The sequence below is a fragment of the Candidatus Poribacteria bacterium genome (genome assembly GCA_026706025.1).
In the GTDB taxonomy this organism is placed as follows: Bacteria; Poribacteria; WGA-4E; order WGA-4E; family WGA-3G; genus WGA-3G.
In genome coordinates this window covers 15592-39461 of sequence record JAPOZO010000100.1, presented here as the reverse complement: position 1 = coordinate 39461, position 23870 = coordinate 15592, and the positions used below count along the sequence as shown (strand labels likewise).

The 23870-nt window shown below is 46.7% G+C and carries 19 protein-coding genes and 1 pseudogene; 17 read left to right on the top strand and 3 right to left on the bottom strand.

Annotated features, from left to right (window positions below):
• Positions 1-10: 10 nt before the first annotated feature.
• Positions 11-1468, bottom strand: a complete 1458-nt coding sequence (locus OXH00_25560) for a sulfatase-like hydrolase/transferase (GenBank protein ID MCY3744396.1) — start codon at positions 1466-1468, stop codon at positions 11-13.
• 359 nt (positions 1469-1827) lie between these two features.
• Here OXH00_25560 and OXH00_25555 point away from each other — a divergent pair, with 359 nt between their 5' ends.
• Both OXH00_25555 and OXH00_25550 read left to right on the top strand, forming a co-directional pair.
• Positions 1828-2451, top strand: a complete 624-nt coding sequence (locus tag OXH00_25555) for a DUF1080 domain-containing protein (protein MCY3744395.1) — start codon at positions 1828-1830, stop codon at positions 2449-2451.
• A 132-nt stretch (positions 2452-2583) separates the two neighbouring features.
• The gene (locus tag OXH00_25550) at positions 2584-3525 is read left to right on the top strand and encodes an aldo/keto reductase (protein ID MCY3744394.1); all 942 of its coding nucleotides are present in this window, start codon (positions 2584-2586) and stop codon (positions 3523-3525) included.
• 132 nt (positions 3526-3657) lie between these two features.
• Here OXH00_25550 and mutY read toward each other — a convergent pair whose 3' ends face one another.
• Together mutY and OXH00_25540 are read right to left on the bottom strand one after the other, a co-directional pair.
• Positions 3658-4812: an A/G-specific adenine glycosylase gene (gene mutY, locus OXH00_25545; GenBank protein ID MCY3744393.1), complete on the bottom strand. Its 1155-nt coding sequence runs from the start codon at positions 4810-4812 to the stop codon at positions 3658-3660.
• 248 nt (positions 4813-5060) lie between these two features.
• Positions 5061-5780, bottom strand: a complete 720-nt coding sequence (locus OXH00_25540; protein ID MCY3744392.1) for an SUMF1/EgtB/PvdO family nonheme iron enzyme — start codon at positions 5778-5780, stop codon at positions 5061-5063.
• 466 nt (positions 5781-6246) lie between these two features.
• Here OXH00_25540 and OXH00_25535 point away from each other — a divergent pair, with 466 nt between their 5' ends.
• The 15 genes and pseudogenes from OXH00_25535 to OXH00_25465 all read left to right on the top strand — a co-directional run bounded on the left by OXH00_25535 (position 6247) and on the right by OXH00_25465 (position 23855).
• Positions 6247-6567 (top strand): type II toxin-antitoxin system Phd/YefM family antitoxin, encoded by a 321-nt coding sequence (locus tag OXH00_25535; GenBank protein MCY3744391.1) that lies wholly within the window; start codon positions 6247-6249, stop codon positions 6565-6567.
• 575 nt (positions 6568-7142) lie between these two features.
• Positions 7143-7415 (top strand): BrnT family toxin, encoded by a 273-nt coding sequence (locus tag OXH00_25530; protein ID MCY3744390.1) that lies wholly within the window; start codon positions 7143-7145, stop codon positions 7413-7415.
• 95 nt (positions 7416-7510) lie between these two features.
• A pseudogene (locus OXH00_25525) lies at positions 7511-7711 on the top strand (hypothetical protein).
• Positions 7712-8141: 430 nt separating this feature from the next.
• Positions 8142-8990: a DUF4007 family protein gene (locus tag OXH00_25520; GenBank protein ID MCY3744389.1), complete on the top strand. Its 849-nt coding sequence runs from the start codon at positions 8142-8144 to the stop codon at positions 8988-8990.
• Positions 8983-12477, top strand: a complete 3495-nt coding sequence (locus OXH00_25515; GenBank protein MCY3744388.1) for a hypothetical protein — start codon at positions 8983-8985, stop codon at positions 12475-12477. Before OXH00_25520 ends, OXH00_25515 begins: the two co-directional genes overlap by 8 nt.
• 72 nt (positions 12478-12549) lie before the next feature.
• On the top strand, positions 12550-13386 hold the full coding sequence (locus OXH00_25510; GenBank protein ID MCY3744387.1) for a phosphoadenosine phosphosulfate reductase family protein: 837 nt from the start codon (positions 12550-12552) through the stop codon (positions 13384-13386).
• A 539-nt stretch (positions 13387-13925) separates the two neighbouring features.
• The gene (locus OXH00_25505; protein MCY3744386.1) at positions 13926-15347 is read left to right on the top strand and encodes a DGQHR domain-containing protein; all 1422 of its coding nucleotides are present in this window, start codon (positions 13926-13928) and stop codon (positions 15345-15347) included.
• A 185-nt stretch (positions 15348-15532) separates the two neighbouring features.
• Positions 15533-16957: a DGQHR domain-containing protein gene (locus tag OXH00_25500; protein MCY3744385.1), complete on the top strand. Its 1425-nt coding sequence runs from the start codon at positions 15533-15535 to the stop codon at positions 16955-16957.
• A gap of 394 nt (positions 16958-17351) precedes the next feature.
• Complete coding sequence (locus tag OXH00_25495; protein ID MCY3744384.1) at positions 17352-18059, top strand: hypothetical protein; 708 nt, start codon at positions 17352-17354, stop codon at positions 18057-18059.
• A 579-nt stretch (positions 18060-18638) separates the two neighbouring features.
• Positions 18639-18785 (top strand): hypothetical protein, encoded by a 147-nt coding sequence (locus tag OXH00_25490; protein ID MCY3744383.1) that lies wholly within the window; start codon positions 18639-18641, stop codon positions 18783-18785.
• A complete protein-coding gene (locus OXH00_25485; GenBank protein MCY3744382.1) occupies positions 18775-19515 on the top strand; it encodes an HAD family hydrolase in 741 nt (246 codons plus the stop codon). Before OXH00_25490 ends, OXH00_25485 begins: the two co-directional genes overlap by 11 nt.
• 42 nt (positions 19516-19557) lie before the next feature.
• Positions 19558-20292, top strand: coding sequence for a phytanoyl-CoA dioxygenase family protein (locus OXH00_25480; protein MCY3744381.1), 735 nt, complete (start codon positions 19558-19560; stop codon positions 20290-20292).
• A 133-nt stretch (positions 20293-20425) separates the two neighbouring features.
• Positions 20426-21160 (top strand): phytanoyl-CoA dioxygenase family protein, encoded by a 735-nt coding sequence (locus tag OXH00_25475; GenBank protein MCY3744380.1) that lies wholly within the window; start codon positions 20426-20428, stop codon positions 21158-21160.
• 313 nt (positions 21161-21473) lie between these two features.
• Positions 21474-22208: a phytanoyl-CoA dioxygenase family protein gene (locus tag OXH00_25470; GenBank protein MCY3744379.1), complete on the top strand. Its 735-nt coding sequence runs from the start codon at positions 21474-21476 to the stop codon at positions 22206-22208.
• A 477-nt stretch (positions 22209-22685) separates the two neighbouring features.
• Positions 22686-23855, top strand: coding sequence for an ankyrin repeat domain-containing protein (locus tag OXH00_25465; protein ID MCY3744378.1), 1170 nt, complete (start codon positions 22686-22688; stop codon positions 23853-23855).
• The last annotated feature ends 15 nt before the right edge of the window (positions 23856-23870 follow it).

The following is a 23870-nucleotide window of genomic DNA, read 5'->3' as shown; positions in this document are numbered from 1 at the left end:
CTGTCTCTCCTTAATCCAAATAATCCATCTCTGGTAACAAATTCCAACGGTACTGGTCTGCCGGTTGTGTGTTCCGTCCCCATCTACCGAGGAGCTGTGTGTCTGCACGCTTCGCTGCCATCTGTGCTGCGACCTGCTCTGGGTCCCAGCCGTCTAATACTTTCTGTGTCAATTCCGCCAAGATGTCTCGGCACTCTGGATCCGCTGCACGGTCATGTAATTCGTTCGGATCCTCCTTCAAGTTGAAAAGCTGCGGCGGTTGCCCGTGATAGTAGTTCAACTTCCACTCGCCATCGCGAACCATACGATGATAGCAGCCATCATCGGTACAATACTCTGAGAAAGCGGTGTCTTCCCACTGCACATCTTCATCGCGGAGCAGCGGCAGTGTACTCCGTCCGCGAGAATGTGGCAAAGCCGGGGCACCGAGTGCATCGAGCATCGTCGCATTCAAATCCAACGCACTCACGACGCGATTACACCGCACACCTTCTGGCAACGTGCCACGCCACGATAAAATCGCAGGCACCTTCACCGAATGCTCATAGAACGTCTGTTTCCACCAAAGCCCATGTTCACCGACCTGTTCACCGTGATCCGAACTATAAAGGATGAGTGTGTTCTCGTCTAAACCATTTTCTCGGAGTGCCGTCAATATCTGTCCAATCATCACATCCATCCGCGTAACCAGTGCCCAATACGCCGCGCGTGCGCGGAGAATCTCAGCATCGGAAACCTCAACGATACCACACTTCTCACGCCACCATTGGAAGTACGGATGCAACGTCTCCGAAAAAGGTTCAGGATTCCGCGGCAGCGTCATCTGTCCTTCGTAAAGTTGATAATCCTCCTGACGCGCAACAAACGGCTGATGCGGCAACATGAACCCAACCGAAATCGAAAACGACGTATCCAAAAGCCCTGCCCGTTTCTGGACACCGAGCCGATTGAGATAATCGACCGTCGCTGCCGTCACGTCCTCATCGTGAACCTGATACGCACTCTGTCCCGCGCCCGATTTTTCGAGACTCACACGCGCGGATCCCGCAGTTCCAGAAAGTTCACCGTGATCGACACCGCCGCCACCGTGATAGTTCGGTCCGTGATCCCCAACGAGACGTTCCGCATACCCGTGCAGCTGATCCGGCCCCAACGCATGCATCCGTCCAATAAGCACCGGTTGATACCCCGCTGCACCCATCGCATGTGCGAAAGTCGGGATCCCAGAATCGAGGATATGGCTGTTCGTCCATACGCCATTTTCATGAGGATAGCGTCCGCTCAGCATCGACATCCGAGACGGCACACAGATTGGCGACGGACAATAGACATTATCAAAAACCACCCCTTCGGCAGCAAGGCTATCAAGATGCGGGGTTTGCACCAATGGGTCACCATAACAACCGGTTACATAGAGGTCATGCTGATCAGAGTGGATATAGAGTAGGTTGGGACCTTGCGTGGACATCTAAGCGCCTTCATGAACATTATCGGATTTGCTCTCATTATACTTGCACAAATGTTTTTGTCAACGGAAATCGGTTTTGCAAAGTAGTAGGCACACTCCGTGTGCCGTAACCTCTTAACTGACTACTGAAAGGTTTTCGCAGAAAACCGTACTGATAACTATTCCCTGTAGTAGACACACTCCGTGCGCCGTAACCAAAGTGTTTCTTAACTGAAAACTGACTACTGAAAGGTTTTCGCAGAAAACCGTACTGATAACTATTCCCCTGACAACTGATAACCCCCTTGACAAAAAAACGATTTTCCTTAAAATAGTGAAAAATCGTTATTTTCAACGCATAACACGCGAAAGGAAAACTCATGACACAAACACCACCAGCATCCGCAGTTGTCCTCTTTGACGGTACAGACCTCAGCAACTGGACAAGCCTCGACGGCAGCGCACCCGGTTGGGAAGTCGAAGGCGACGCAATGCTCGTCATTCCACGCACCGGCGACATCATCACCAAAGAAACCTTCACGGATCACTTCGTGCATATCGAATTCAGGTGCCCCGATATGCCTGAAGCCTCCGGACAAGCAAAAGGCAACAGCGGCGTATTCCTCCAAGGTCGATACGAAGTTCAGGTCTTGGACTCCTACGGTATTGACGTTCCCGGCATGGGCGACTGTGGCGCAATCTACAACCAGTTCGCACCGCTCGTCAACGCTTGTAAACCACCCCTCGAATGGCAGTCTTACGATATTACCTTCCGCGCACCGCGTTTCAACGACGCAGGCGAGATGACTGAAGGGCCACGCATCACCGTCATCCAGAACGGGTTGGTCATCATCAATAACGCGCAGCTGGCTGGGTCAACAGGCGGAAGCGTCGGCGAGGCTGCCGAGCCAGGGCCACTCCGTCTGCAAGACCACGGCAACGATGTTAGATACCGGAACGTCTGGGCAGTCCCACTCCCACTTGAAGGCTCGGATCAGTATTAAGGAGTTATCAGTTTTCAGTTTTCAGTTAAGAGGTGCTGTGGTTGATCAGGTGCCTCTTTAACTGATAACTGAAAGCGCAGCGTACTGAGTACTGACAACTATGAACCGACAACCAATAGAAAGGAATTCTCTATGGCAAATCAAGACCTACCGACAATTCCGAGACGACGATTGGGAAGAACGGAATTGAGTATCCCTGTCGTTCCATTCGGCACGCAGGGGTTCGGAAACAACTTCGGATTCGTCTCAGATGAAGACGCTATCGCACTCATCAAACACTCGATATCCATCGGTGTGAACCATTTCGATTGCGCACGCTGTTATGGCGATTCCTTACGGAAACTTGGGCTGGCGATGAAGGAGATCCCGCGCGAGGATGTCATTATTACCGGCAGACTCTGCTGCCACTCCGCCGCAGAGTGGGGCGGCTACGGACAAGGCAGACCTGACTATTCCGCCGAACGCACAATCGCTGACGTCGAAGACCAACTCCAAATTCTCAACGTAGACTACTTTGACGGGATGCTCATCCACGATCCCATAGAAATTGATCCCACCCTCGAAAAGGGTGGCACGCTTGACGGGCTGCTCCAGTGCAAAGCCCGTGGACTCGTGAACTACGTCGGATACGGCATGCGTCAGCACGATTTCCATCTCAAGGCGATGGCAACAGGCGATGTCGATCTCATCTTGTGCTTCAACGACTACAACCTCATCCGCCAGACCGCCGCTGACGAGGTGCTGCCCGCCGCCGCTGAAGCCGACATCGGTGTCATGAACGGCTGGTCGATCCTACGCGGTATCCTCACAGGCGTTGATATCGATGCAGAAATTGAACGTGGACGCTGGAAAAAAGAAGGTGATGTTGCAGCAGCGTACCCAATTTGGGAATGGTGCGTTGAAGAAGGAATCAGTCTGCTTCAACTCGCACTCCAGTTCTGTCTAAAAGAAGGGCGGATTCAAGGCAACAACATCGGGAGTCTCAACGTTGAGCAACTCGAAGCAAACGTCCGTGCCGCCAGCACACCGTTACCCGATGAAGTCTGGGAAAAATACGAAGCACGGTTTGGATAATTAGTTGTCAGTTGTCAGGGCGGTTTTTTCTGCGAAAAAACCTCTCAGCCGTCAGTAAAGAGCGGTTGGGATTACCGAAAGTTGTTGGGTGAATCTAATCCCTCTTTGCTGACTGCTGATGGCTGATGGAAACTATTCTTGCTGACTGCTGATCGCTGACGGCTGACGGCTGTTCTTGCTGACTGCTGACCGCTGACAGCCGACGGCTATTAACTCATCCAAAAACTTATGCGTCGCACGCGGAAGCGGATAATCCCGCAGTGCCGCAACCGCAACCCACTTTGCATCCCGCGGTCCATTCAACACGACCTCACCCGCCTCATAATCACACCGAAACACATCCACCACGATCTTAAAATGCGTAAACGCGTGCCTCACGCGCGTCAGATACCGCACATTCCTGACAGAGAGATTGACAACCTCAGCGATATTGCGAACACACGCCACCTCAGCAGTTTCACCATCAGCAATCTCACCACCGGGGAACTCCCAGAGTCCACCGAGCAGTCCATCAAGTTGCCGTTGCGTAATCAGTACCTCACCTGCCGAATTATAGATAACCCCAACAGCGAGAGAGTGTTCCGGTGTAGGTTTCGACTCGCGCCGTTTCGGAAACTCCTCCTGACGCATCGTGTCGAACGCCTCACAAAACGCATTCACAGGACACACCAGACACGTCGGCGACTGCGGACGACAGACCATTGCCCCCAACTCCATCATCGCCTGATTGAAAAGTCCTGGCGCGTCCCGATCCAAAAGCGCATCCGCTTTTTGTTGAAACAATTTCGCCGACTTCGCATCGTTAATCGGCGCATCCATCAGAAACAGGCGCGCCAACACGCGTTTGATGTTCCCATCCACCGCCGCGTATGGCGCGTTAAAAGCGATGCTCTGCACCGCCGCCGCACTATAATCGCCAACACCCGGCAACTTCCGAAAAGTCGCATAGTCCAATGGGATTTCCCCATCCAGTTCGTTCACGATAACCTGTGCCGCTTTGTGGAGATTCCGTGCCCTCGCATAATACCCCAACCCTTCCCAGACTTTCAACACATCTTGTAGCGGCGCAGCCGCCAAATCCTGCACACTCGGAAATCTCGCGATGAACTTCTCATAATAGTCTATAACCTTCTTAACCTGTGTCTGCTGGAGCATCACCTCAGAGACCCAAATCCGGTACGGATCGTCCGTATTGCGCCACGGCATCTCGCGCTGGTAACGTTCAAACCACACCAACAACGCATCCCGAAAATCTTGATAGTGTTTGGTTAATTCTTTCTTATCCATATCACGGCACTCAAATTAGCAGGCGCGGTTTGATGAAGTTTAAGAATTTAATTCGGTAATGCATCAAAAACCTCTTGGTAGGAGCGAGCTGTGCTCGCGATCTGTAAGAATTACCGAAATATTTATTTAATCTTCAAGCAACCGCGCCGATGCTCGTCAAAACCAGAGATGCAAAGGGGCATTGAAAAAAGATTACCTTAATCAGAACCCTCTTTCTGAAAACTGATAACTGATAACTGAAAACCATTCTACAGATCCACCGCAACCCGAAAACTGACGTTATGAAGCCCTCGAATCGGCTCATACGCCGCACGATTCGCACAACGCGCCGCAAACTCACCCCGTGCAATCCACGAACCACCCCGAATCACCTTCCGCCGACCTTCACTCGCACCCAACGGATTCTCATCAGACGAGTACTTATACGCCTCCATGTGAAACCAATCGAAGCACCAATCGTAAGCGTTACCCGCCATATCGTAGCACCCACAAGGACTCACACCCGACGCATAGCTCCCGACAGGCAGCAACCGCTTATTCCCCGACTCCGACGTATTCGCCCGACTCGCATCCCATACATCGCCCCAAGGATACTCACGAGCATCCGTGCCGCGCGCCGCTCTCTCCCACTCCGCCTCCGACGGCAACCGATACGCCACACCTTCCAGCGCACCGAGCCACTCCAAAAAATTGACAGCATCGTACCAACTCACCCCAACGACCGGAAAATCCGGCGCGTTGAAACGTTCATCGTCCCAGAACTCCGGAGGCGCGTACCCCGTCGCCTCCACAAACTCCGCATACTGTGCATTCGTGACCTGATACATACCGATAGCATAAGCATCAAGTCGGACGCTCCGTTGCGGTTCCTCTGGATCCGTCTTCCGCATCCCAGTCGGAATCGTCCCCATCGTAAACGCCCCAGCAGGAATATGGATTAAAGGGTAATCAAGTGTTTCAATGTGCATGTCAGGTGAGTCGTCTCTCTAATATAGCTTACAATTAACTGTTACTATAACACATCACCAGCCTCTGTTTCAATCTCTTGTTGTAGGCGCGAGTGTTTTTGCATAGGTATTTCTGCGAAAACCTTTCAGTTATCAGTTTGCCTTGCAGTGAGAGTTAAGATGTGACGTTAATGTGACGTTTAAAACGTCACATGTAACGTGCAGAAACTACGTGTGACGTAGGAATGTGACGTAATTTTGCGTTTTTTTTTTTGATAATTTTCTGATTTTTGCTGTAAATCCAGTCTCCATAGGCGTTTGTGAGCGTTTTTTGTGTGATTTCTCGTTTCCCACTCCTACGACCGTATAGGAATTTACGCGACGTTCCTCTAATTTAACAAAAACCTTTGACCTTTCGGCGAATCTATGGTATACTTAAAAATATCCTTCGTGTCTCGTATACCAACGATAATAATCGGAGAAAACGATGAGAAAAGAAGTCTCAGCAACGGAATTACAACAGAAACTTGGCGAATTGCTCGATGGTGTCTACCGCAACGGAGACCGATTGATTGTCAAAGATGCCAACAAGTCGCTTGCTGCCATTGTTCCCATTGAGGCCTACGAGGAGATGCTTCAACAGCGCGAGAAAGCCTTTTCAGTGTTGGATAGAATATGGAAAAAAGTGCCAGCAGTGAGCGAAGAAGAAGCACAAGCAGATATCGAACAAGCAATTGCCGAGGTGCGCACGGAGAAAGCGCGTAAGGGGACTCCAGACCTTTGTAGAATCGCAGGGCGGGATTTCTGAGTTTTCTAAACACACCAGCATTGACCCTGAAACCTTTTTGGAAGCATTATCTGGGGCGAATGCGCCGCTGTTGGACATGCTTAGGAGTATACTGAATACGCTTGAATGCCGGTTATCAATTGAACCCCAAGTCCGTGCAAACACCCGTTTTGAAAATCGCTACTGATTCACTGTAACCACGGAAAGTTATTCACGCTGCATTTTACACAGATTTCTCGGATCATTTAGAGAGTGAATTTTTTCTATTCATACTCAAACGGCGCGACATACCATTCCTCTTATATCCACGAGTCCGATTTCTTAACTTCACTTCACAAAAACCTGTTGTTTTTTTTTATTATTTATCGTATAATAAGTAATATGGAGAATTTTTTAATCACCAAACCCATAAGCCCACTGTACCTGACGAGTCTTTCTTTTTTCAAAGGTACCAGACATTCCATTTTGTTATTCGTTGTTTGAGAAAATTATTGAGGTAATAATAACAAAACTAACAGTGTTTTTAACTGGATTTATACTGATAGATTCGGACTTCAAGTGAACAATTTAATACACCTAATGTTAGGTTAGTCTTAATGAAATTTAAGTGGGATAAAAATAAAGCCGCGACGAACCTGTCGAAGCACAACGTGTCATTTGATGAAGCGAAAACTGTTTTCCGAAATCATTTTTATATTATTTTTGATGATCCAGTCCACTCTTCTGAGGAAGACCGATATATTATCATTGGTCAGTCAGTACAACGTAATTTATTATTTGTATCATTTACCGATAAAGAAAATGTGATTCGATTGATCTCCGCGAGAGAAGTTACTCCCAGTGAGAGACAAAAATACCAAGAAGGATGAAAGAAAATATAAGATTACTTTGTTCTTGATTTTTGCTGAAGTATGATTCACTCGATTAATACCAGCAAATACAACCTGCAAAGAGAAAGAAACTTATGAACAAGAATCACGCGATAGTTCAAGACGAACTTCGTCCAGAGTATGACCTAAGAAGTTTGCGGGTCCGGAAGTTAGGTCCTACGCGCAATCAGTTTGGTAACTTTATCAAGTTAGAATCTGATATTGCTGCGGTATTTCCAGATGATGCAACCGTTAACAAGGCACTCCGAGGTCTGATTCAAACCTCGAAAAAAAACAGTGAGACACCTTCCTTCCACTTAACCGGAAGGGTTGTAGACCAAACACCGAAGGGGTCCGGTAACTTCGTTGTCAAGTTAGAACCCGATGTTTTTGAAGCATTTCCAGACTATGCCTCTGTTAACAAGGCACTCCGAGGTCTGATTCAAACCTCGAAAAAAAACAGTGAGACACCTTCCTTCTACCTGCCAGCGAGGGTTTCTCCAAATCCAGTGGACATAGGATTTCCACACCTACAACCCGCTTAGCAATAAATTTCTGATTGGGGGAAATTGTATGAGAAAGGAGATTTTTCCTACTTATCCACTTAGCAACTATGAATCACCTTAAGGCATGTAAAAAAACATGAAAATTCAGTCCACATCTAATTTAGATAACATTAACTTTTCCTTCTCGGGCCACCAGACATTTCCTTTTAGGTACACGTGGTTGAAAAAAGGCGTTGATGCTGTAACAGATGACCCGATTATCTTTTCATCAGAAGACGCTTCTGTTACTTTAGGGGTCGGAAAAAACATGGTGGCTTCCATCCGGCATTGGTGTAACGTTGTGGGGCTTATTAGGACGGCCCCTTATGAACGTGGGCGGTTTGTTCCCACTCCCTTCGGCAAAGCCATTTTTGACGACAAAGATGGGTTTGATCCGTACCTTGACGACCCCGCCACTCTGTGGTTGATTCACTGGAAAATCGCAACGAATATTAATCAGGCAACCGCATGGTACTGGGCATTTAACATTTTAAGGGAAAACCAATTCGTATCCGATACATTCAAAACAGAATTGTACGAGTGGACACTGCAGCAAAAGGAATCCATGCGATCGGTCGCTGACAACACACTTCAACGAGATGTCCATTGCTTTATCCGAACCTATTGCCAGTCACGTCACAATTCTGACACCGCCGTAGCCGAGGAAACCTTTGATTGTCCGCTTGTTGAACTCAACTTACTCGCTGAATTGCCCGATAGAGATGGATACGAATTCCAACGAGGCGAAAAAGAATCGTTGCCGATTGAAATTGTCGTAGCAACGCTGGTTGCCTTTTGGGATGCTCGTTTCTCTGCAACTGCTGAAATGTCGTTTCGAGAATTGATGTATGACCCACTAAGCCCCGGACGAATCTTCAGATTAGACGAAAATACGATGATCTTGTATCTTGAAAGACTTGAAGACCTCACCGATAGTGCGTTACGATATGACGAAACTGCTGACCTGAAACAGGTTTCTCGACATAAGGATCTAAATCCGATGGAATTTTTAGAGAGATATTATGGATAATGTTCCCTTATCAGATCTCTTCCAAGTTAAAGGGCGTTTCCAGCGTTCAGTTCATCTCGAACGCGACTTCTATACGGAAAACGCCTTAGATGGATACGTTTTGACCGCTACTGCACGGGAAACGTTATCACGAGTCATTTCAACGCTTGAAAATGAAGCGTCATCAAAGGCGTGGTCGCTCACTGGCCCCTATGGGTCAGGAAAATCAGCATTTGCCCTCTTCGCCGCAAAACTCCTTGGAAACCCTGATGCTCCTACCACTCAACAGGCACTAGAAGTGTTGAGAGTTGCGGATGTTTCGCTTTATGAGCGATTTGTGAGTCCAAATGGAAACGGGAAAAAAACACTATCAGGGTTTTGTCCCGTGCTCATCTCTGGAGAACGCGCGTCACTCTCACACAATCTCCTAAGAGGTTTAAGGCATAGACTCACCTTTTCCAACGACACAGTAACTTCCACTTCATTGTTACAGGACCTCGAAAATCTGTTGGAAACAGTAGAAAATGGAATGCCCTCATCTGCCTCAGAAATCACTGTCCTATTTGAGTCAGCAACGCATGAGATTTGTGAATCCGGCGGCTCAGGTCTTCTACTTGTGATCGACGAACTCGGAAAGTTTCTCGAGTACGCCACACAACACCCGGCACAAGGGGATATGTTTGTTCTACAGACACTTGCCGAATTTGCAGACCGAAGTGCGAAAACGCCACTCTTCTTAATAACGATTCTTCATCAGGCTTTCGAACTCTATGCTGAACGCGTCGGTAAATCACAACAAGAAGAGTGGGCAAAAGTTCAAGGAAGATTCGAGGATATTGCTTTTTCAGAATCTACAGAACAGGTCCTCCATTTAGTTGGAACAGCATTAGAAAGGTGCTCAGAAGTTTTCCAGAAGAACAACTTGAATACAGCAATTGACTTAGGACTTAAGCCGCGTCAACTTGACGAAAACGAATTTATTTATTTATTAGAGAGTTGCTTACCGCTTCATCCGACGGTGGCACTCCTTATCGGTCCGCTTTTCCGGCGGTTCGCACAAAACGAACGTTCTCTCTTCGCTTTCCTCAGCTCAAATGAACCAAACGGACTACAAGATTTCTTATCCCTTCAACATTACGATGGCAGTTCTCTACCTACGTTCTCGCTTGCGGATCTGTACGACTATCTCAATGTTACACAAGGGAATCGGCTCTACACTACATATAATGGCAAGAAGTGGGCAGAAATTGAATCTGCTATAAATCAATTGTCAGATCCCGCTCCTATGGTACTCCAACTCATTAAAACCATTGGACTACTCGGAGTTGTTGGCGAAGCAATTCCCAACCTGAAAGCCTCAGAGCGGTTGCTCTATTACGCGCTAGACGATAACACAGAAGAATTTGCCAATGAATTTAAGAACGCCCTCTCAATTTTGAAAAGCCGCTCAATTGTCACCTACCGTCGTTACAATAATATTTACGCGCTTTGGGAAGGAAGCGACATAGACATTGAGGTAAAACTCCGTGAGGCATCAACGCACGTTGACACCAAAGCCCCACTCGCCACCAATTTGTCACACTATACCTCAACACGTCCCCTCGTCGCCCGAAGGCATCTATTTGAAACCGGTACGTTGCGCTACTTTACTGTCCGGTACACCGATCTTGAAAACTTTGACGCAAACTTGAAAGAACCATTCGGCGATGCGGATGGACTTCTGCTCTATGCACTACCTGCAAACGAACAAGAAGTCGCACAACTGATTGAAACAGCGTGTGAAATAGATACCGTAAAGCACCAAGCGACGTTAATTGCCATTCCAAATTCCATCGGTTTTCTGAATGATGCTGTAACTGAACTCGTCCGTTTACGTTGGATTGAGGAAAACACACCTGAACTCGACAGTGATGCAGTTGCGAGACGTGAACTCTCCGCACGGATGATAGAAGCAGAAAAAGAAGTATCTGATAGGTTAACAAACATTTTTGAGGGAGGCAGTGAGGGTTCTTGTACATGGTATCATATGGGGCAACCTGCAAGTATTAACTCGCCAAAATCAAGGAACACATATCTGTCAAAAATCTGTGACGATATTTACGACAAGACGCCTCTTATTCGGAACGAACTAATCAATCGACGTAAGATCTCTGGTGCTGTAACAACCGCACGAAAGAAATTAATTCAAGCTATGCTTGAAGACAGTGCTAAGAAAAACCTAGGTTTCACCGGTTATCCACCCCAGATGAGTATCTACCGTTCCCTCTTATGGAATACAGGCATACATCGCGAAGTCTCAGGTGTGTGGGGATTCCATCCACCAGAAACACTAAATGATAATGGTAGAATGGTAGCTACATGGGAAGCAATTGAAGCGTTTCTTGTCAAGTGTGAAAGCGATCGACAACCCGTCGAAAATTTCTATCAATGCCTCAAGGAGCCGCCATTAGGCCTAAGGGAGGGTCCACTCCCAATTCTCTTATGCGCTGTGATGCTTCATTACAAAACAGAAGTCGCGCTCTATGAAAATGGATCCTTTATTGCTGATTTGTCAATGCCGGTCCTTGAAAGGCTACTTAAAGCACCACATCAATTTGAACTAAAGCGGTTTCGGATGGCCGGTATCCGTGCGGATGTATTCGCACAATTTTTGCAGATGCTCAACCAACCGGTGAAAACCGAAAAGCTAGATCTGTTAACGGTGGTCACGCCGCTCATGCGCTTTATTGCGCAGCTCCCGAAGTACACATTAGCAACACACGAATTAAGCGATAGAGCGACAAATCTCCGTAAAGTTGTTCAGACCGCGCGTGAGCCTGATGAGCTTCTTTTTAAACAGTTACCAGATGCCTTCGGTTTCCCCCCTTTTGATGCAGAAACAGCAACAGATGCAAAAGTAGTCTCGGATTTTTTCAACACACTGCAAGAAGCATTATCCGAATTAGAACAGGCTTATGACCATTTACTAAATTCAGTTGAGCAGCTGCTCGTAGAAGCCTTCAATTTGAGTCCCGAAAAAGAAAAATTCCGCGCAGAATTGGCTGCCAGAGCTGAGCCCTTGTTGGAAGTAACAATCGACACTGAACTCAAAGGCTTTTTAATCAATGTTTATAGTGCTGGACATGATTTCACGAGTTGGCTTGAGGCAATCGCAACCCTTCTTGTCAAAAAGCCGCCTGCATCATGGGTAGATTTGGACAAAGCACAATTTGAAAGTAACCTCTCTCAACTTGCAAGGAAATTTCGGCACTTTGAAGCGGTGTCATACGAAAAACAGAAGCACACTGAATCATCGGCAGGCAAACTAATTCGGATAGGTATTACAAGGCCCAACCATCCTGAACAGGAGCAGGTTGTCGCTTTACCGGCCACAACCGAAGAACAGGCTAACAAAATAGAACAGGAAATTGAGCAAGTGTTTGATAAATTTGACGTAGATGGAAATTCCGAATTTCGTCTCGCCATCTTAGCACGTATCTCACAAAAATTGATGGAAGAGGAAAAATAAATCGCACAGTTTGACCTTTTGGCACATATATGTTATGATTATAAAAAGTAAACGACTACCTTGGGAGAAAACATGGGACAAAAAACACGCCATCTGCTCGGTCTCTCTGGAGGAAAAGACAGTTCCGCACTCGCCGTTTATATGCGGGACAGGGTGCCGGAGATGGAATACTTCTTTTCTGATACTGGTAAGGAATTGCCGGAAACTTATGAGTTTTTGGACCGGTTAGAAGTATTCCTCGGCAAACCTATTGTGCGCCTCAATATGGACACTGATGCCAGCAGAAACCGAGATTTCGATCACTGGTTGACGCTTTATGGAGGCTTGCTGCCGTCTTCACAAGTCCGTTGGTGCACCGTTAACCTTAAAATAAGACCTTTCGAAGAATACATCGGCGAAGACAGAGCATATCACTACATTGCTATCCGCGCCGACGAAGATCGCATCGGTTACAAACCTCCAAAGACCTCCGCCCATCGTAACATTGAACCCAAATACCCGTTCAAAGAGGACGGCATCACTAAAGAGGATGTCTATCAAATTCTGGAGGAAAGTGGACTCGGGTTACCTGACTATTACAAATGGCGAACGCGTTCTGGGTGCTACTTCTGCTTCTTCCAGCGCAAATCCGAGTGGGTGGGACTGTTAGAGCAGCATCCAGACCTCTTTGAACTCGCCAAAGAATACGAGAAATTCAACCCAGAGACGGGAGAACGGTTCACGTGGTGCCAAGGTGAAAGTTTAGAGGAGTTATCCGATCCAGAACGGGTAGCGGAGATCAAGGCAAATACTGAAAAGGCTATGGCATCTAAGAAAACAGCGAAACCGAATCGTCGTCTAATAGAGATCCTCACGGATGTCCACGACGATGAGGATGACGAAGAACCGTGCCTGATTTGCCATAAGTAATGCCGAACAGCCTTTTGGTTATTGTAAAAAAGACAGCAAATAATTGAATTAAGACATATTATGCGCTATGGTTGGACACTTGAAAAACAGCATTGGGATAATCTGCTGAAAGTCATGAGCGGAACTTGTTGGTCGCGTACGAGATTAGATCCTTTGTACCAAGATAATGTTCCAGAGGGTCCAGGTGTGTATGCAATATGTCTTAAACTCAGAAAGGTGAATTTCAATCAATACCCGTTTAAAAATTTGTATGAAATCATTTATGTCGGTAGATCAGAGGACTCTATCCGGGAACGATTTCTTAGGCACTGCAACAAACCTAAGAGAGGTGTGAAAGAGGCAAAAGAATGTTTCAGTGATAACCTTGAATATTGGTATACTGAAATAAATTCCAATCAGGTACAGGAACTTGAGGCACATCTAATAAAATGTTTTGGTCCACCAGCCAATCGCAAACAGGAAAGCATTCCTGCAAGGACAACAGAAGGTCGCCCCGCTTGATGTTTACTAACTTTCAAATCTAATGGAGATTTATACTAATGAATCTTTATCCAGCTTTATGTTCAAAAATGGGTGCTTGGAATTACTATGTCGTGAAAATGAGTGCTCGCGAATTGGCTGATAATGTCCAACTCGCTTCAGCAGTATACTACGAAAGTTCTTCTGACGAAGAAATTCAACTTACCTTGGACGAGGAAATCCAACGTACTCTGAGAGACAGTGAGGATATTGTAGAATATTTAAAACGTCAACCGTATCGCTTCTTTTCCTCAATCGTTGTCGCTGCGCTCCATGGAAACCCGAGATTCTATCCGGTCGAGATCACTGAAGATCCGCAATTTATAATTTTTAGCGAGGATCAACGGCTTAATGAAGCATTCGGCCTCTTGAAGTTTGACGGCACTCAAAAATACTACGCCTTAGATGGCCAGCACCGCCTGTCAGCAATTAAAACCCTTCTAGGTCCTCCATTGTCCGATGGAGCTCCTAAAGATTTTGAGAGCGACGAGTTTTCTGTCATTGTCGTTGTACCAAATCAAACAGATTCTAATGAAACTTTTATGCAAAAGTATCGCCGACTATTCTCAAACCTTAATCGCTACGCCAAAAAGACAGATAATGCAACAAACATTATTATGGATGAAGATGATACATTTGCTATTCTTACAAGACGATTAATCAACAAAAATCCGTTCTTTAAATCACCTGAAGGACGACAAAAGCATTCAACACGGATCAAGACAAAGACCAAAAATCTCACGGTTAACGACCCGCACTTTACTAGTCTTGAAACCTTGTATGGGATGAATATCACTTTGCTGAAATCACAACAGAGAGAAACTACGGGGTGGGGACCTACCAGTGCAGAAGGCGAGGATGAAAATACTTTTAAAAGATTCCGTCCACCCGAGGAATACATTGAAAGCCTCTACGAAGAATTGGAAATGTATTGGAAAGCCCTGCTCGCTGAGCTGCCCGTGCTCCACAATGTACCTACTACCAAAATGCGAATCCATGAACTTCCAGAGGTAAAAAATGAGGATGGAACCGATCACCTATTGTTTTGGCCAATTGGACAGCAAATGCTAGCAGAAATCGTGAGAATTTTACTCGACAAACGCCTTCCCGATCCCGAAAATCCCACCCCTGACGCTGTCCGCGAAGCATTAGTCGGACTTGGACAACTAGAATGGAGATTGCATCATGCCCCTTGGCGTTACTTCTTATTAATTCACAATACAGCAGGCAAGTGGGCTATGCGAAATGAGCAAAGAGCAGGAACAATTCGTTGTGGTCGTAGAATTCAACAATGGGTCATAGGACTAGATGAACTTGATCAAAACGAAGTCAAAGATCTTAAAGAACTCTGGACATCCTTACTAATTCCAGCACAACCTGACGAAGAATGCAACCAAATGTGGCAACAAGTTGAAAAAATGAAGTCCTCTATATCCGGATAATTCATTAATTGTTGTGAAATTGATACTTGTTTAACAGACATGTCATCATTAAGCTGATGAAAATCATTCTGAGTATAAATTTTCCATACATCAGTGGGGAATTCATGGATATTGTCCCTAATATCCATTAACACTGGAGACTTTACAATCCGAAACTATCAAACCTAATAGAGGGTAACGTTTTTATGAATATGTATCCAGCCTTACGTTCACGAATGGGCACATGGGACTATTATACTGTCAAAATGAGTGCCAGCGAACTAAGCCAAAATGTAAAGTACGCTTCCGAAGTCCATGATGATCGCACACTTGATAGAGCAATTCAGCGAGTATTAGATGAAAGTAGAGTAAAGAAAGATATTGTGGAATATTTGAAACGTCAGCCGAACCGTTTCTTTTCCTCAATTGTCGTTGCTGCACTTGAGGGCAATCCAAAATTCCATGCTGTTGAGGTTACAGCAGATCCACGTTTCACACTTTTTCGTGGTGATCGTCGGCTTAACGAAGCATTCGGTGTCTTGCAATTCGACGGAACTCAAAAATACTATGCCTTAGACGGTCAGCACCGCTTATCAGCAATTAAAACATTGCTGGATCGAACTGACTCTGCATCCGATGGAGCACCTGCTGATTTTGAAAATGACGAAATTTCTGTTATCGTTGTTGTGCCGAGTCAGAACGAACCTAATGAAACTTTCATGCAAAAGTATCGCCGCCTCTTTTCTAATCTCAATCGCTATGCTAAACCGATGGATCAGGCAACTAACATCATTATGGACGAAGACGACACATTTGCTATTCTCACACGACGATTGATTACTGATCACACTTTCTTTCACACAGATGCTCGTAGACAGTTAGAATCGGATAGAATTAAGACTACAAAGGGCAAAAATCTCAAAACTGGAGATTCATATTTTACCAGCATTGAAACGCTGTATGAAATGAATATTAGATTGCTGAGTTCATCAAACAGAATTTCCACAGGATGGGGACAAGGTAGTGATGAAGGTGCCGATCTGAAAACCTTCAAAAAATTTCGTCCACCTGAGGAATACATTGATAGCCTCTACGACGAATTACTGATATATTGGGAGGGACTACTCGCTGAACTTCCTATCCTTCATAACGATCCGATGAAAATGCGCTTCCATGAGATTACAGATAGGAAAGATAAAGATGGAATGGATCACCTACTGTTTTGGCCCATCGGACAACAGATGCTGGTAGAAATAGCACGAGAACTGCTCAATAGACGACTCCCTGATCTTGAAAACCCTACTCCTGACACTGTCCAATATGCGTTGAAAGGACTGAACAAATTGGAATGGCAGCTCCATCAAGCTCCGTGGCAGTATTTCTTATTAGTTCCTACTGTAACCCGAACTGGACAGCGTAGGTGGGTGATGCGAAGTGAAGAACGTGCTAACGCTGTCCGTTGTGGTCGTATAATTCAACAGTGGATTCTGGGTTTAGAATATGAAGATGAAGATTTTGCCAAGAATCTGAAAAACCAGTGGAAGAATTTTCTAATGTCAGCACCACCTGAAGAGGAAATTGATGAGTTATGGCAACAGGTTGAGGACCGGAAATCGACTATGTCTTGGTAAATCATTAGTAGCGGAGTGTCTTGACCCCAAGACAACTGTTATAGATCAGTTTGTCGCCCTTTCTTCAATAGGGACGGCATTTTTATGGCAAAGGGCAAGATAGAAAGATTCATTAGAGTGCAATTCATTACATACTGAAAAAAATTGGGAAGCCACTCACTATTCCCATTTTTGGCGAAGTTCGGAAACAGTGTCAGAGGTGCGGACACCGGCAAATGTCCACACATTTTCAAACCCTACCATAAACACCCACCAAAAAACCAAATATTTCCCTTGACTTTATACTTTATATATGATATACTTAAAATATATTATATTATATTATGAGTATGATAACATCAAAATCAAAACAACCTGCGGAAACATTCGCAGCATTTCGCAAGGAGATAAAACCATGAACACAGAACACCAGAACCCAAAAACACAGTTACCACCCGCAATTGAAGAGAAACCGCTCGTTTATGACGACATAGAACTTGAAGAAGTCCGAGAAGTCGCAGCCTTGCCACCCATCCAACTCTCACCCGACGAGATAGAATACGCCATCTCACTTTTCGCCAGAGGGTTCGCACGCGGCGATGTCGTCATCGGGATTATAGAGCAATTCCCCGAACGGTACACCCAAGATCGCGCAGATGATACATTCAGAAAAAGACTCTCCGATAGACTTCGGATCTGCGACCCAAGCAGTGCCGTCTTCGCAAAAAGCCGGTTTAAAACCCTTTACGACCTGCACCAAGAACACATCCGTGAGACACTCGGGATCACTTATGCCCGGATGGACACCCTCTTGAAAGACACACTCCGCGAACGCGTCGAAGCACAAATAGCGCGGTTGGAAAAGATTGACGCAAAAATTGAACATTTACACGAACTTTATAACCGTTACCAGACAGCACACGCAGAAGCCAGAATGCAAGAGGTACGGGACGACGCTTTCCGAAATCTCTACGCCACAGATCAATCGCTGGTGAAATGGTATGACCTCCGGTTGAAGGAAGAACAGCACTTGATGAAATTATTTATCTCCCTCAAAACACTGGAAGCAAAACTCGCAAATGTCTCAAGACTACACATCGCGTATACGCCACAGGAGTGGTAACCCACAAAGGAAACTTTCAATGCCAGATGATAGAGACCGACGCGATGAGAACAGGTAGAAATAACCCAAGTTGCTACTAACAAATGTTGGTGTTTTGGCTTAAGAAACACCCAAGCAAAAACGGTATTTCAGCGGATTTCCAAAGCCTTTTTCAAGTCATTTCTTCACCCCGTAGGGGTGCTATGTCTATAGAAACGGCGTATTTAAGCGACCGCACTCCGTAGGAGTGCTATGTCTATAATAGGTGGCAACTCGCGTTAGAAATACCAGAAAAACGATGCCCAAAGAAACCCGCGAATGCGGGGTCATTCAATTGTCCGTTTTGGGTGTTGTCCTTTTCGCATTCGCAGATGATAATACTTAATTTATGTTATGTATTATGAAAAAACGCTGAAATTTTCGCTGGATTTCGCTGGATTTCGCACCGGATCCTGCAAAAAAAGACATCCAATCCAATAATTTCTTAAAATTGAATGGTCCTGCCACTAATGGTATAATAATTGACATCCGTCCTTTAGATATGTTATCATTTTCATATTAACTCGGATTAGGGGCACGAAAATGAAGGAACCCTTGCACATGAGAGATCAACGCACGCTTTTCGATCTGACGCAAGACGGCACCCAAAAATTGGAAAGCCGTTTGAACTGGCAACTGTTAGACGGTTTACAACAAAAGCCGCGCCGCAATCTATTATTGGGGAATGGGACACAAAATGACCATTAACGGAATTTTCTTTGACTTATACGGGACACTCTTGGTGTACGGAAATATGGATGCCGCATGGTCTGATTGGTTAAACGAATTTCATAAACAACTCAGATTGCACGGATTGACGCGTTCAATTGAATCATTTGCTAAAAGCTGCGATCAGTTTTTCGGTAAAAACGAACCAACACCGCAGCAACACAATATGACGGTGTTTGAACAACGTATCCAAAACCTCTGCTCCGATTTAAAACTGAATCTAACCGCTGAAGATATAACAGAGATCGCAAACAAAATTGCCAGTGCTTGGCAAAAACATATACCGCTCGATGCTGAGGCATTACACGTGCTGCAAACACTACAGCGTTCCAAAAAACTCGCCCTCATTTCCAATTTCGACCATCCACCGCACGTTCATTCCGTTCTCAGCGAACTCGGTCTGACACCCCTTTTCGATTCGGTCGTTATTTCCGCTGAGGTGGGTATCAAGAAACCGGATCCACGAATATTTGATTCGGCTCTTGAGCAGACGGGGATGAAGCCTGAAGAAGTTGTTTATGTCGGAGACACAGAAGACGATACGAAAGCCGCCCGCGATGCTGGTATTGTCCCGATACTGATACAAAGGGAAAATGACGGCAACGCTTTTGACTTCAACGTCGATAAAGATAGTTTAGGGAAAAAAGAGTTCACACTTGATGGGAGAACAATAACCAAACTCTCCGAACTCACAACACAGTTTATTTGATCTCACACCCGCTGACCGCCAGAACGAAAGGAGTTCGTACACATGACAGGTGAAGAAAAATTTCAGGTAGACCTTGAAGGCTACCTCGTCATAAAGAACGTCTTGACCGACGACGAAGTCGCCGAGATGAACGACATCATTGATAACGGAGACCGCCAAGGACCACCGAGTCTCTGGGGTGAACCCTTCAAACGGCTCATCGACCATCCGACAATCCTGCCGTATCTCATTGATCTATTAGGTCCGCACGTCCGACTCGATCACGATTACTCTCTCTTTATGCAGAAAGGTCAAGGACGCGGCGGGTTGCACGGCGGCGAGGACGGTGGACGCGCCGGTGGACACGTCGGCGATCACTGGTATAAATACCGAGACGGTCACATGCGGAACGGATTGTCTGTGATGACATACAACCTCGCGGACGCACCCGCAGGCGCAGGCGGATTCGCCTGTATCCCAGCGAGCCATAAGAGTAACTTCGCACCGGAAATCCCATCGGAAGTACGCCGATTCGAGCGTCCCGCGCACTACGTCGTCCAGCCGCCCGTCGAAGCCGGAGATGTGCTGTTCTTCACCGAAGCACTCATTCACGGGACGATGCCCTGGACAGCCGACCATGAACGCCGGTCGTTGCTCTATAAATACAGTCCCGGACACTCCGCGTGGTCGAGCAACTACTACGACATCAGCAAATATGAGGGGTTAACCGAGCAACAGCAACGGATGCTAATGCCACCCTCCATCGGCAGACGACCCCGCGTCATAGATCCGGATTAAAAAGGACTGGAAATCTATATATTGTAATCAATGTTCAGTTATCGGTGTCAGACGCTCTTTGCCGACAGCCGATTACTGATAGCCGATAGCCAATCCCCTGACGGCTGATAGCCAAACAAAAGGAACTACGACCATGACAGGTGAAGAGAAATTTCAGGTAGACCTTGAAGGTTACCTTATCATAAAGAACGTCTTGACCGACGATGAAGTCGCCGAGATGAACGACATCATCGATAACGCAGAACGTCAGGGACCCCCAAGCCTCTGGGGTGAACCCTTTAAAAGACTCATTGATCATCCGAAAATCCTGCCATATCTCATAGACCTATTGGGTCCGCACGTCCGTTTAGATCACGACTATGCCATCTTTATGGAAGAAGGACAGAAAGGCGGTAGACTGCACGGCGGTGAAGATGGCGGTAGACCCGGCGGTCCCGAAGGCGATCACTGGTACAAATACCGCGACGGTATCATGCGCAACGGCTTATGTGTGATGACCTATAACTTAGCCGATGCCCCGGCAGGTGCGGGCGGGTTCGGTTGTATTCCCGGAAGCCATAAGAGCAATTTCTTGCGGGAGATCCCGTCAGAGGTCTGCCAATTTGAACGTTCCACGCACTACGTCGTCCAACCCGCTCTGGCAGCAGGGGACGTACTCTTCTTCACAGAAGCACTCGTCCACGGGACAATGCCCTGGACAGCGGAACATCAACGCCGATCATTGCTCTATAAATACAGTCCCGGACATTCCGCTTGGTCAGGACACTACTACGACATCAGTAAATACGACGGGTTAACGGAACAACAGCAACGGATGCTGATGCCACCCTCCATCGGCAGAAGACCACCAGTCATTGAGCCAGATTAAAAAACCAAAAGGTCTGTATATAGTAACCCAATTTGCTACCAAGGATTTTTGGGGTTTTTGCTTGGGTATTTCTGCGTATTGTAACACAGTTTTTCGGACATTGTCTTCACCCCGTAGGGGTGTTATATCTATAGAAAATGGTATATTCAAGCGACCGCACCCCGTAGGGGTGCTATTGCTTCGCAGTGAGAATAAACAAGGGGCAACTTGCCTTATAGTAGTTGGTTATCCATATAAGAAACCTCTTTGCTGACAGCCGATGGCTGACGGCTGATAGCCAACCGCTGACAGCGAAACAAAAGGAACTACAACCATGACAGGTGAAGAAAAATTTCAGGTAGACCTTGAAGGTTACCTCGTCATAAAGAACGTCTTGACCGACGATGAAGTCGCTGAGATGAACGATATTATCGACAACGGTGAGCGTCAGGGACCGCCGAGTCTCTGGGGTGAACCCTTTAAGCGGCTCATTGATCATCCGAAAATCCTACCGTATCTCCTTGAGTTATTAGGTCCACACGTCCGACTCGACCACGATTACGCCATCTTCATGGAGGAAGGCCCACAGATTAATGGATTGCACGGTGGCGAAGATGGCGGTGGCCCCGGTGGACCCGAAGCGGATCACTGGTACAAATACCGCGACGGCATCATGCGCAACGGTTTATCCGTGATGGCTTACAACTTAGCAGATGCCCCGGAAGGTGCAGGCGGATTCGCCTGTATTCCAGGAAGCCACAAGAGCAATTTTTTGCGGGAAATCCCATTAGAGGTGCGGCGATTCGAGCGTCCAACACACTACGTCGTCCAACCGTCCATCAAAACAGGGGATGTCGTCTTTTTCACCGAAGCCCTCGTTCATGGAACAATGCCGTGGAAGGCAAAACATCAACGGCGGTCGTTGCTCTATAAATACAGTCCCGGACACTCCTCATGGTCGAATATCTATTACGACATCAGCAAATACGGCGAGTTGACGGAACAACAGAAACGGATGTTGTTGCCGCCATCCATTGGCAGTCGCCCGCGCGTTATAGATACGGATTAAACAAGGTTAGTTCATTTATGCCCGAGGCCGGTAGTATAGCGAGCACAACTCGCCCCTACGGGACTCAATTGACTCGGTTTTCAGTTGCTTGTGATGGGTTCTCTTATCACAAAAATCACAAAAATCACAGTTCAGAATTAATAACACGAGTGCGGTTAGGAAACCACACCATAAGTGTCAATTTAAGAAAAATAACCGTCGCGACCTCCAGGCCGGTAGGTTCGGTTTCCCAACCGAACCGGATTCTACGCGGAAACCTTGATAACTTCAAAAACCTCTTCAGTCCTGTAAGGACGATATGTTTATAGCAGCGGTATCAAGTAAGGACCTTAGCCCTGTAAGGGGTTTTTGATAGGGTGTTTCTTCAGTATGTTTATATCTACTCGACAAAATGCCATTAAAGTCGCTAAATTGACACCTATGGTGCGGTTAGGAAACCACACCTACCGGGTCTGGAAACAGAGAAGGAACATATAAATGCCAAAAGTCCAACTCACTGGAAACCAGAGCGATTTCCTTAAAATTGTTGTCGCAGCGACAGGTCGCGGTGATATCGAAACTGTTTGCCAACTGCTTGACGATAACCCCGCTTGGATTCACACCGTCGGTTCGCACGGTCGGACGATGTTGTGGGAAGCGGCATATCGCGGGAAATTGGAGATGGTGCAATTCCTCTTTGAACGCGGTGCCGACATAAACCTACCCGGTTGCTATCATATCCAACACCGCCTTGAGATAACACCCTACTGTGTCGCACGCTACGAAGGACGCGACCTTGTGGCAGACTATCTACTTCAACACGGCGCGACAATCGACATCCACACCGCCGCCTACCTTGCCGATTACGATACTGTCCGCTCGCATCTTGATAACGACCCAAGTCTCGTCAATAGTGCCTATCTTCAAGCCGTCATGCTACCTGCGGGAAAACCGCACACCTTTGAGCACCGAAAAACGGCGTGGGCAACGCCGCTCTGCTATGCGATCAGGGGCGAAGACCCGGCAATCGTTGAATTGCTCATCTCGCGAGGGGCGACAATCGAACCCTATAGCGAACGCTTTCTGGATTACGCCGTCTCAGGGAACCGGATAGAAATTACCGCGTTATTACTCAAGAATGGGGCGGATCCGAACAAAGCACCACGGATCCTGGACGACGGTTCCGAAATGAGCAAGCTCCTCGAAAGTTACGGTGCCCCACCGAAAGACATAAACGATCAGGGTGACATGGGATGGCCCATGCTCGTTTACGCCTGCCGGGGCGATAACGGCGAGCATCCAGACGAAATTCTGAGGCTGTTGGAACTCGGTGCTGATATCGATGTACGGAATTACAAAGGAAAAACGGCGTTACACTATGCCGCGAAAGCAGGCTTTTTCACAGTCATCAATCTGCTCATCGAAAAAGGTGCCACGGTTGATGCCCTCGATAACAACAGCGAAACCGCACTGTTTGAAGCGATCCGATCAACAATAAAGGACAGCGAAAAACAGCGCGCAGCAATCGAAGCACTCCTCGTCAAAGGTGCGGATCCAAACTTTAAGAATAGGAAAGGTCTGACACCGCTGCAAGTCGCGCAGCGGATGCGAAGGGCAGACGCAGGAAAAATCGTTGAATTGTTGCGAAAATACAAGACTGACGGTTGAAAGCCGACTGCTGAC

Excerpts from the sequence above, each read along its gene's own strand:
- OXH00_25560 (MCY3744396.1), bottom strand. The coding sequence starts at position 1,468 with ATGTCCACGCAAGGTCCCAACCTACTCTATATCCACTCTGATCAGCAT.
- OXH00_25490 (MCY3744383.1), top strand. The coding sequence starts at position 18,639 with ATGAGAGATCAACGCACGCTTTTCGATCTGACGCAAGACGGCACCCAA.
- OXH00_25465 (MCY3744378.1), top strand. The coding sequence starts at position 22,686 with ATGCCAAAAGTCCAACTCACTGGAAACCAGAGCGATTTCCTTAAAATT.
- OXH00_25540 (MCY3744392.1), bottom strand. The coding sequence starts at position 5,780 with ATGCACATTGAAACACTTGATTACCCTTTAATCCATATTCCTGCTGGG.
- OXH00_25555 (MCY3744395.1), top strand. The coding sequence starts at position 1,828 with ATGACACAAACACCACCAGCATCCGCAGTTGTCCTCTTTGACGGTACA.
- OXH00_25510 (MCY3744387.1), top strand. The coding sequence starts at position 12,550 with ATGGGACAAAAAACACGCCATCTGCTCGGTCTCTCTGGAGGAAAAGAC.
- OXH00_25535 (MCY3744391.1), top strand. The coding sequence starts at position 6,247 with ATGAGAAAAGAAGTCTCAGCAACGGAATTACAACAGAAACTTGGCGAA.
- OXH00_25480 (MCY3744381.1), top strand. The coding sequence starts at position 19,558 with ATGACAGGTGAAGAAAAATTTCAGGTAGACCTTGAAGGCTACCTCGTC.
- OXH00_25550 (MCY3744394.1), top strand. The coding sequence starts at position 2,584 with ATGGCAAATCAAGACCTACCGACAATTCCGAGACGACGATTGGGAAGA.
- OXH00_25515 (MCY3744388.1), top strand. The coding sequence starts at position 8,983 with ATGGATAATGTTCCCTTATCAGATCTCTTCCAAGTTAAAGGGCGTTTC.
- OXH00_25505 (MCY3744386.1), top strand. The coding sequence starts at position 13,926 with ATGAATCTTTATCCAGCTTTATGTTCAAAAATGGGTGCTTGGAATTAC.
- OXH00_25500 (MCY3744385.1), top strand. The coding sequence starts at position 15,533 with ATGAATATGTATCCAGCCTTACGTTCACGAATGGGCACATGGGACTAT.
- OXH00_25475 (MCY3744380.1), top strand. The coding sequence starts at position 20,426 with ATGACAGGTGAAGAGAAATTTCAGGTAGACCTTGAAGGTTACCTTATC.
- OXH00_25470 (MCY3744379.1), top strand. The coding sequence starts at position 21,474 with ATGACAGGTGAAGAAAAATTTCAGGTAGACCTTGAAGGTTACCTCGTC.
- OXH00_25530 (MCY3744390.1), top strand. The coding sequence starts at position 7,143 with ATGAAATTTAAGTGGGATAAAAATAAAGCCGCGACGAACCTGTCGAAG.
- mutY (MCY3744393.1), bottom strand. The coding sequence starts at position 4,812 with ATGGATAAGAAAGAATTAACCAAACACTATCAAGATTTTCGGGATGCG.
- OXH00_25495 (MCY3744384.1), top strand. The coding sequence starts at position 17,352 with ATGAACACAGAACACCAGAACCCAAAAACACAGTTACCACCCGCAATT.
- OXH00_25485 (MCY3744382.1), top strand. The coding sequence starts at position 18,775 with ATGACCATTAACGGAATTTTCTTTGACTTATACGGGACACTCTTGGTG.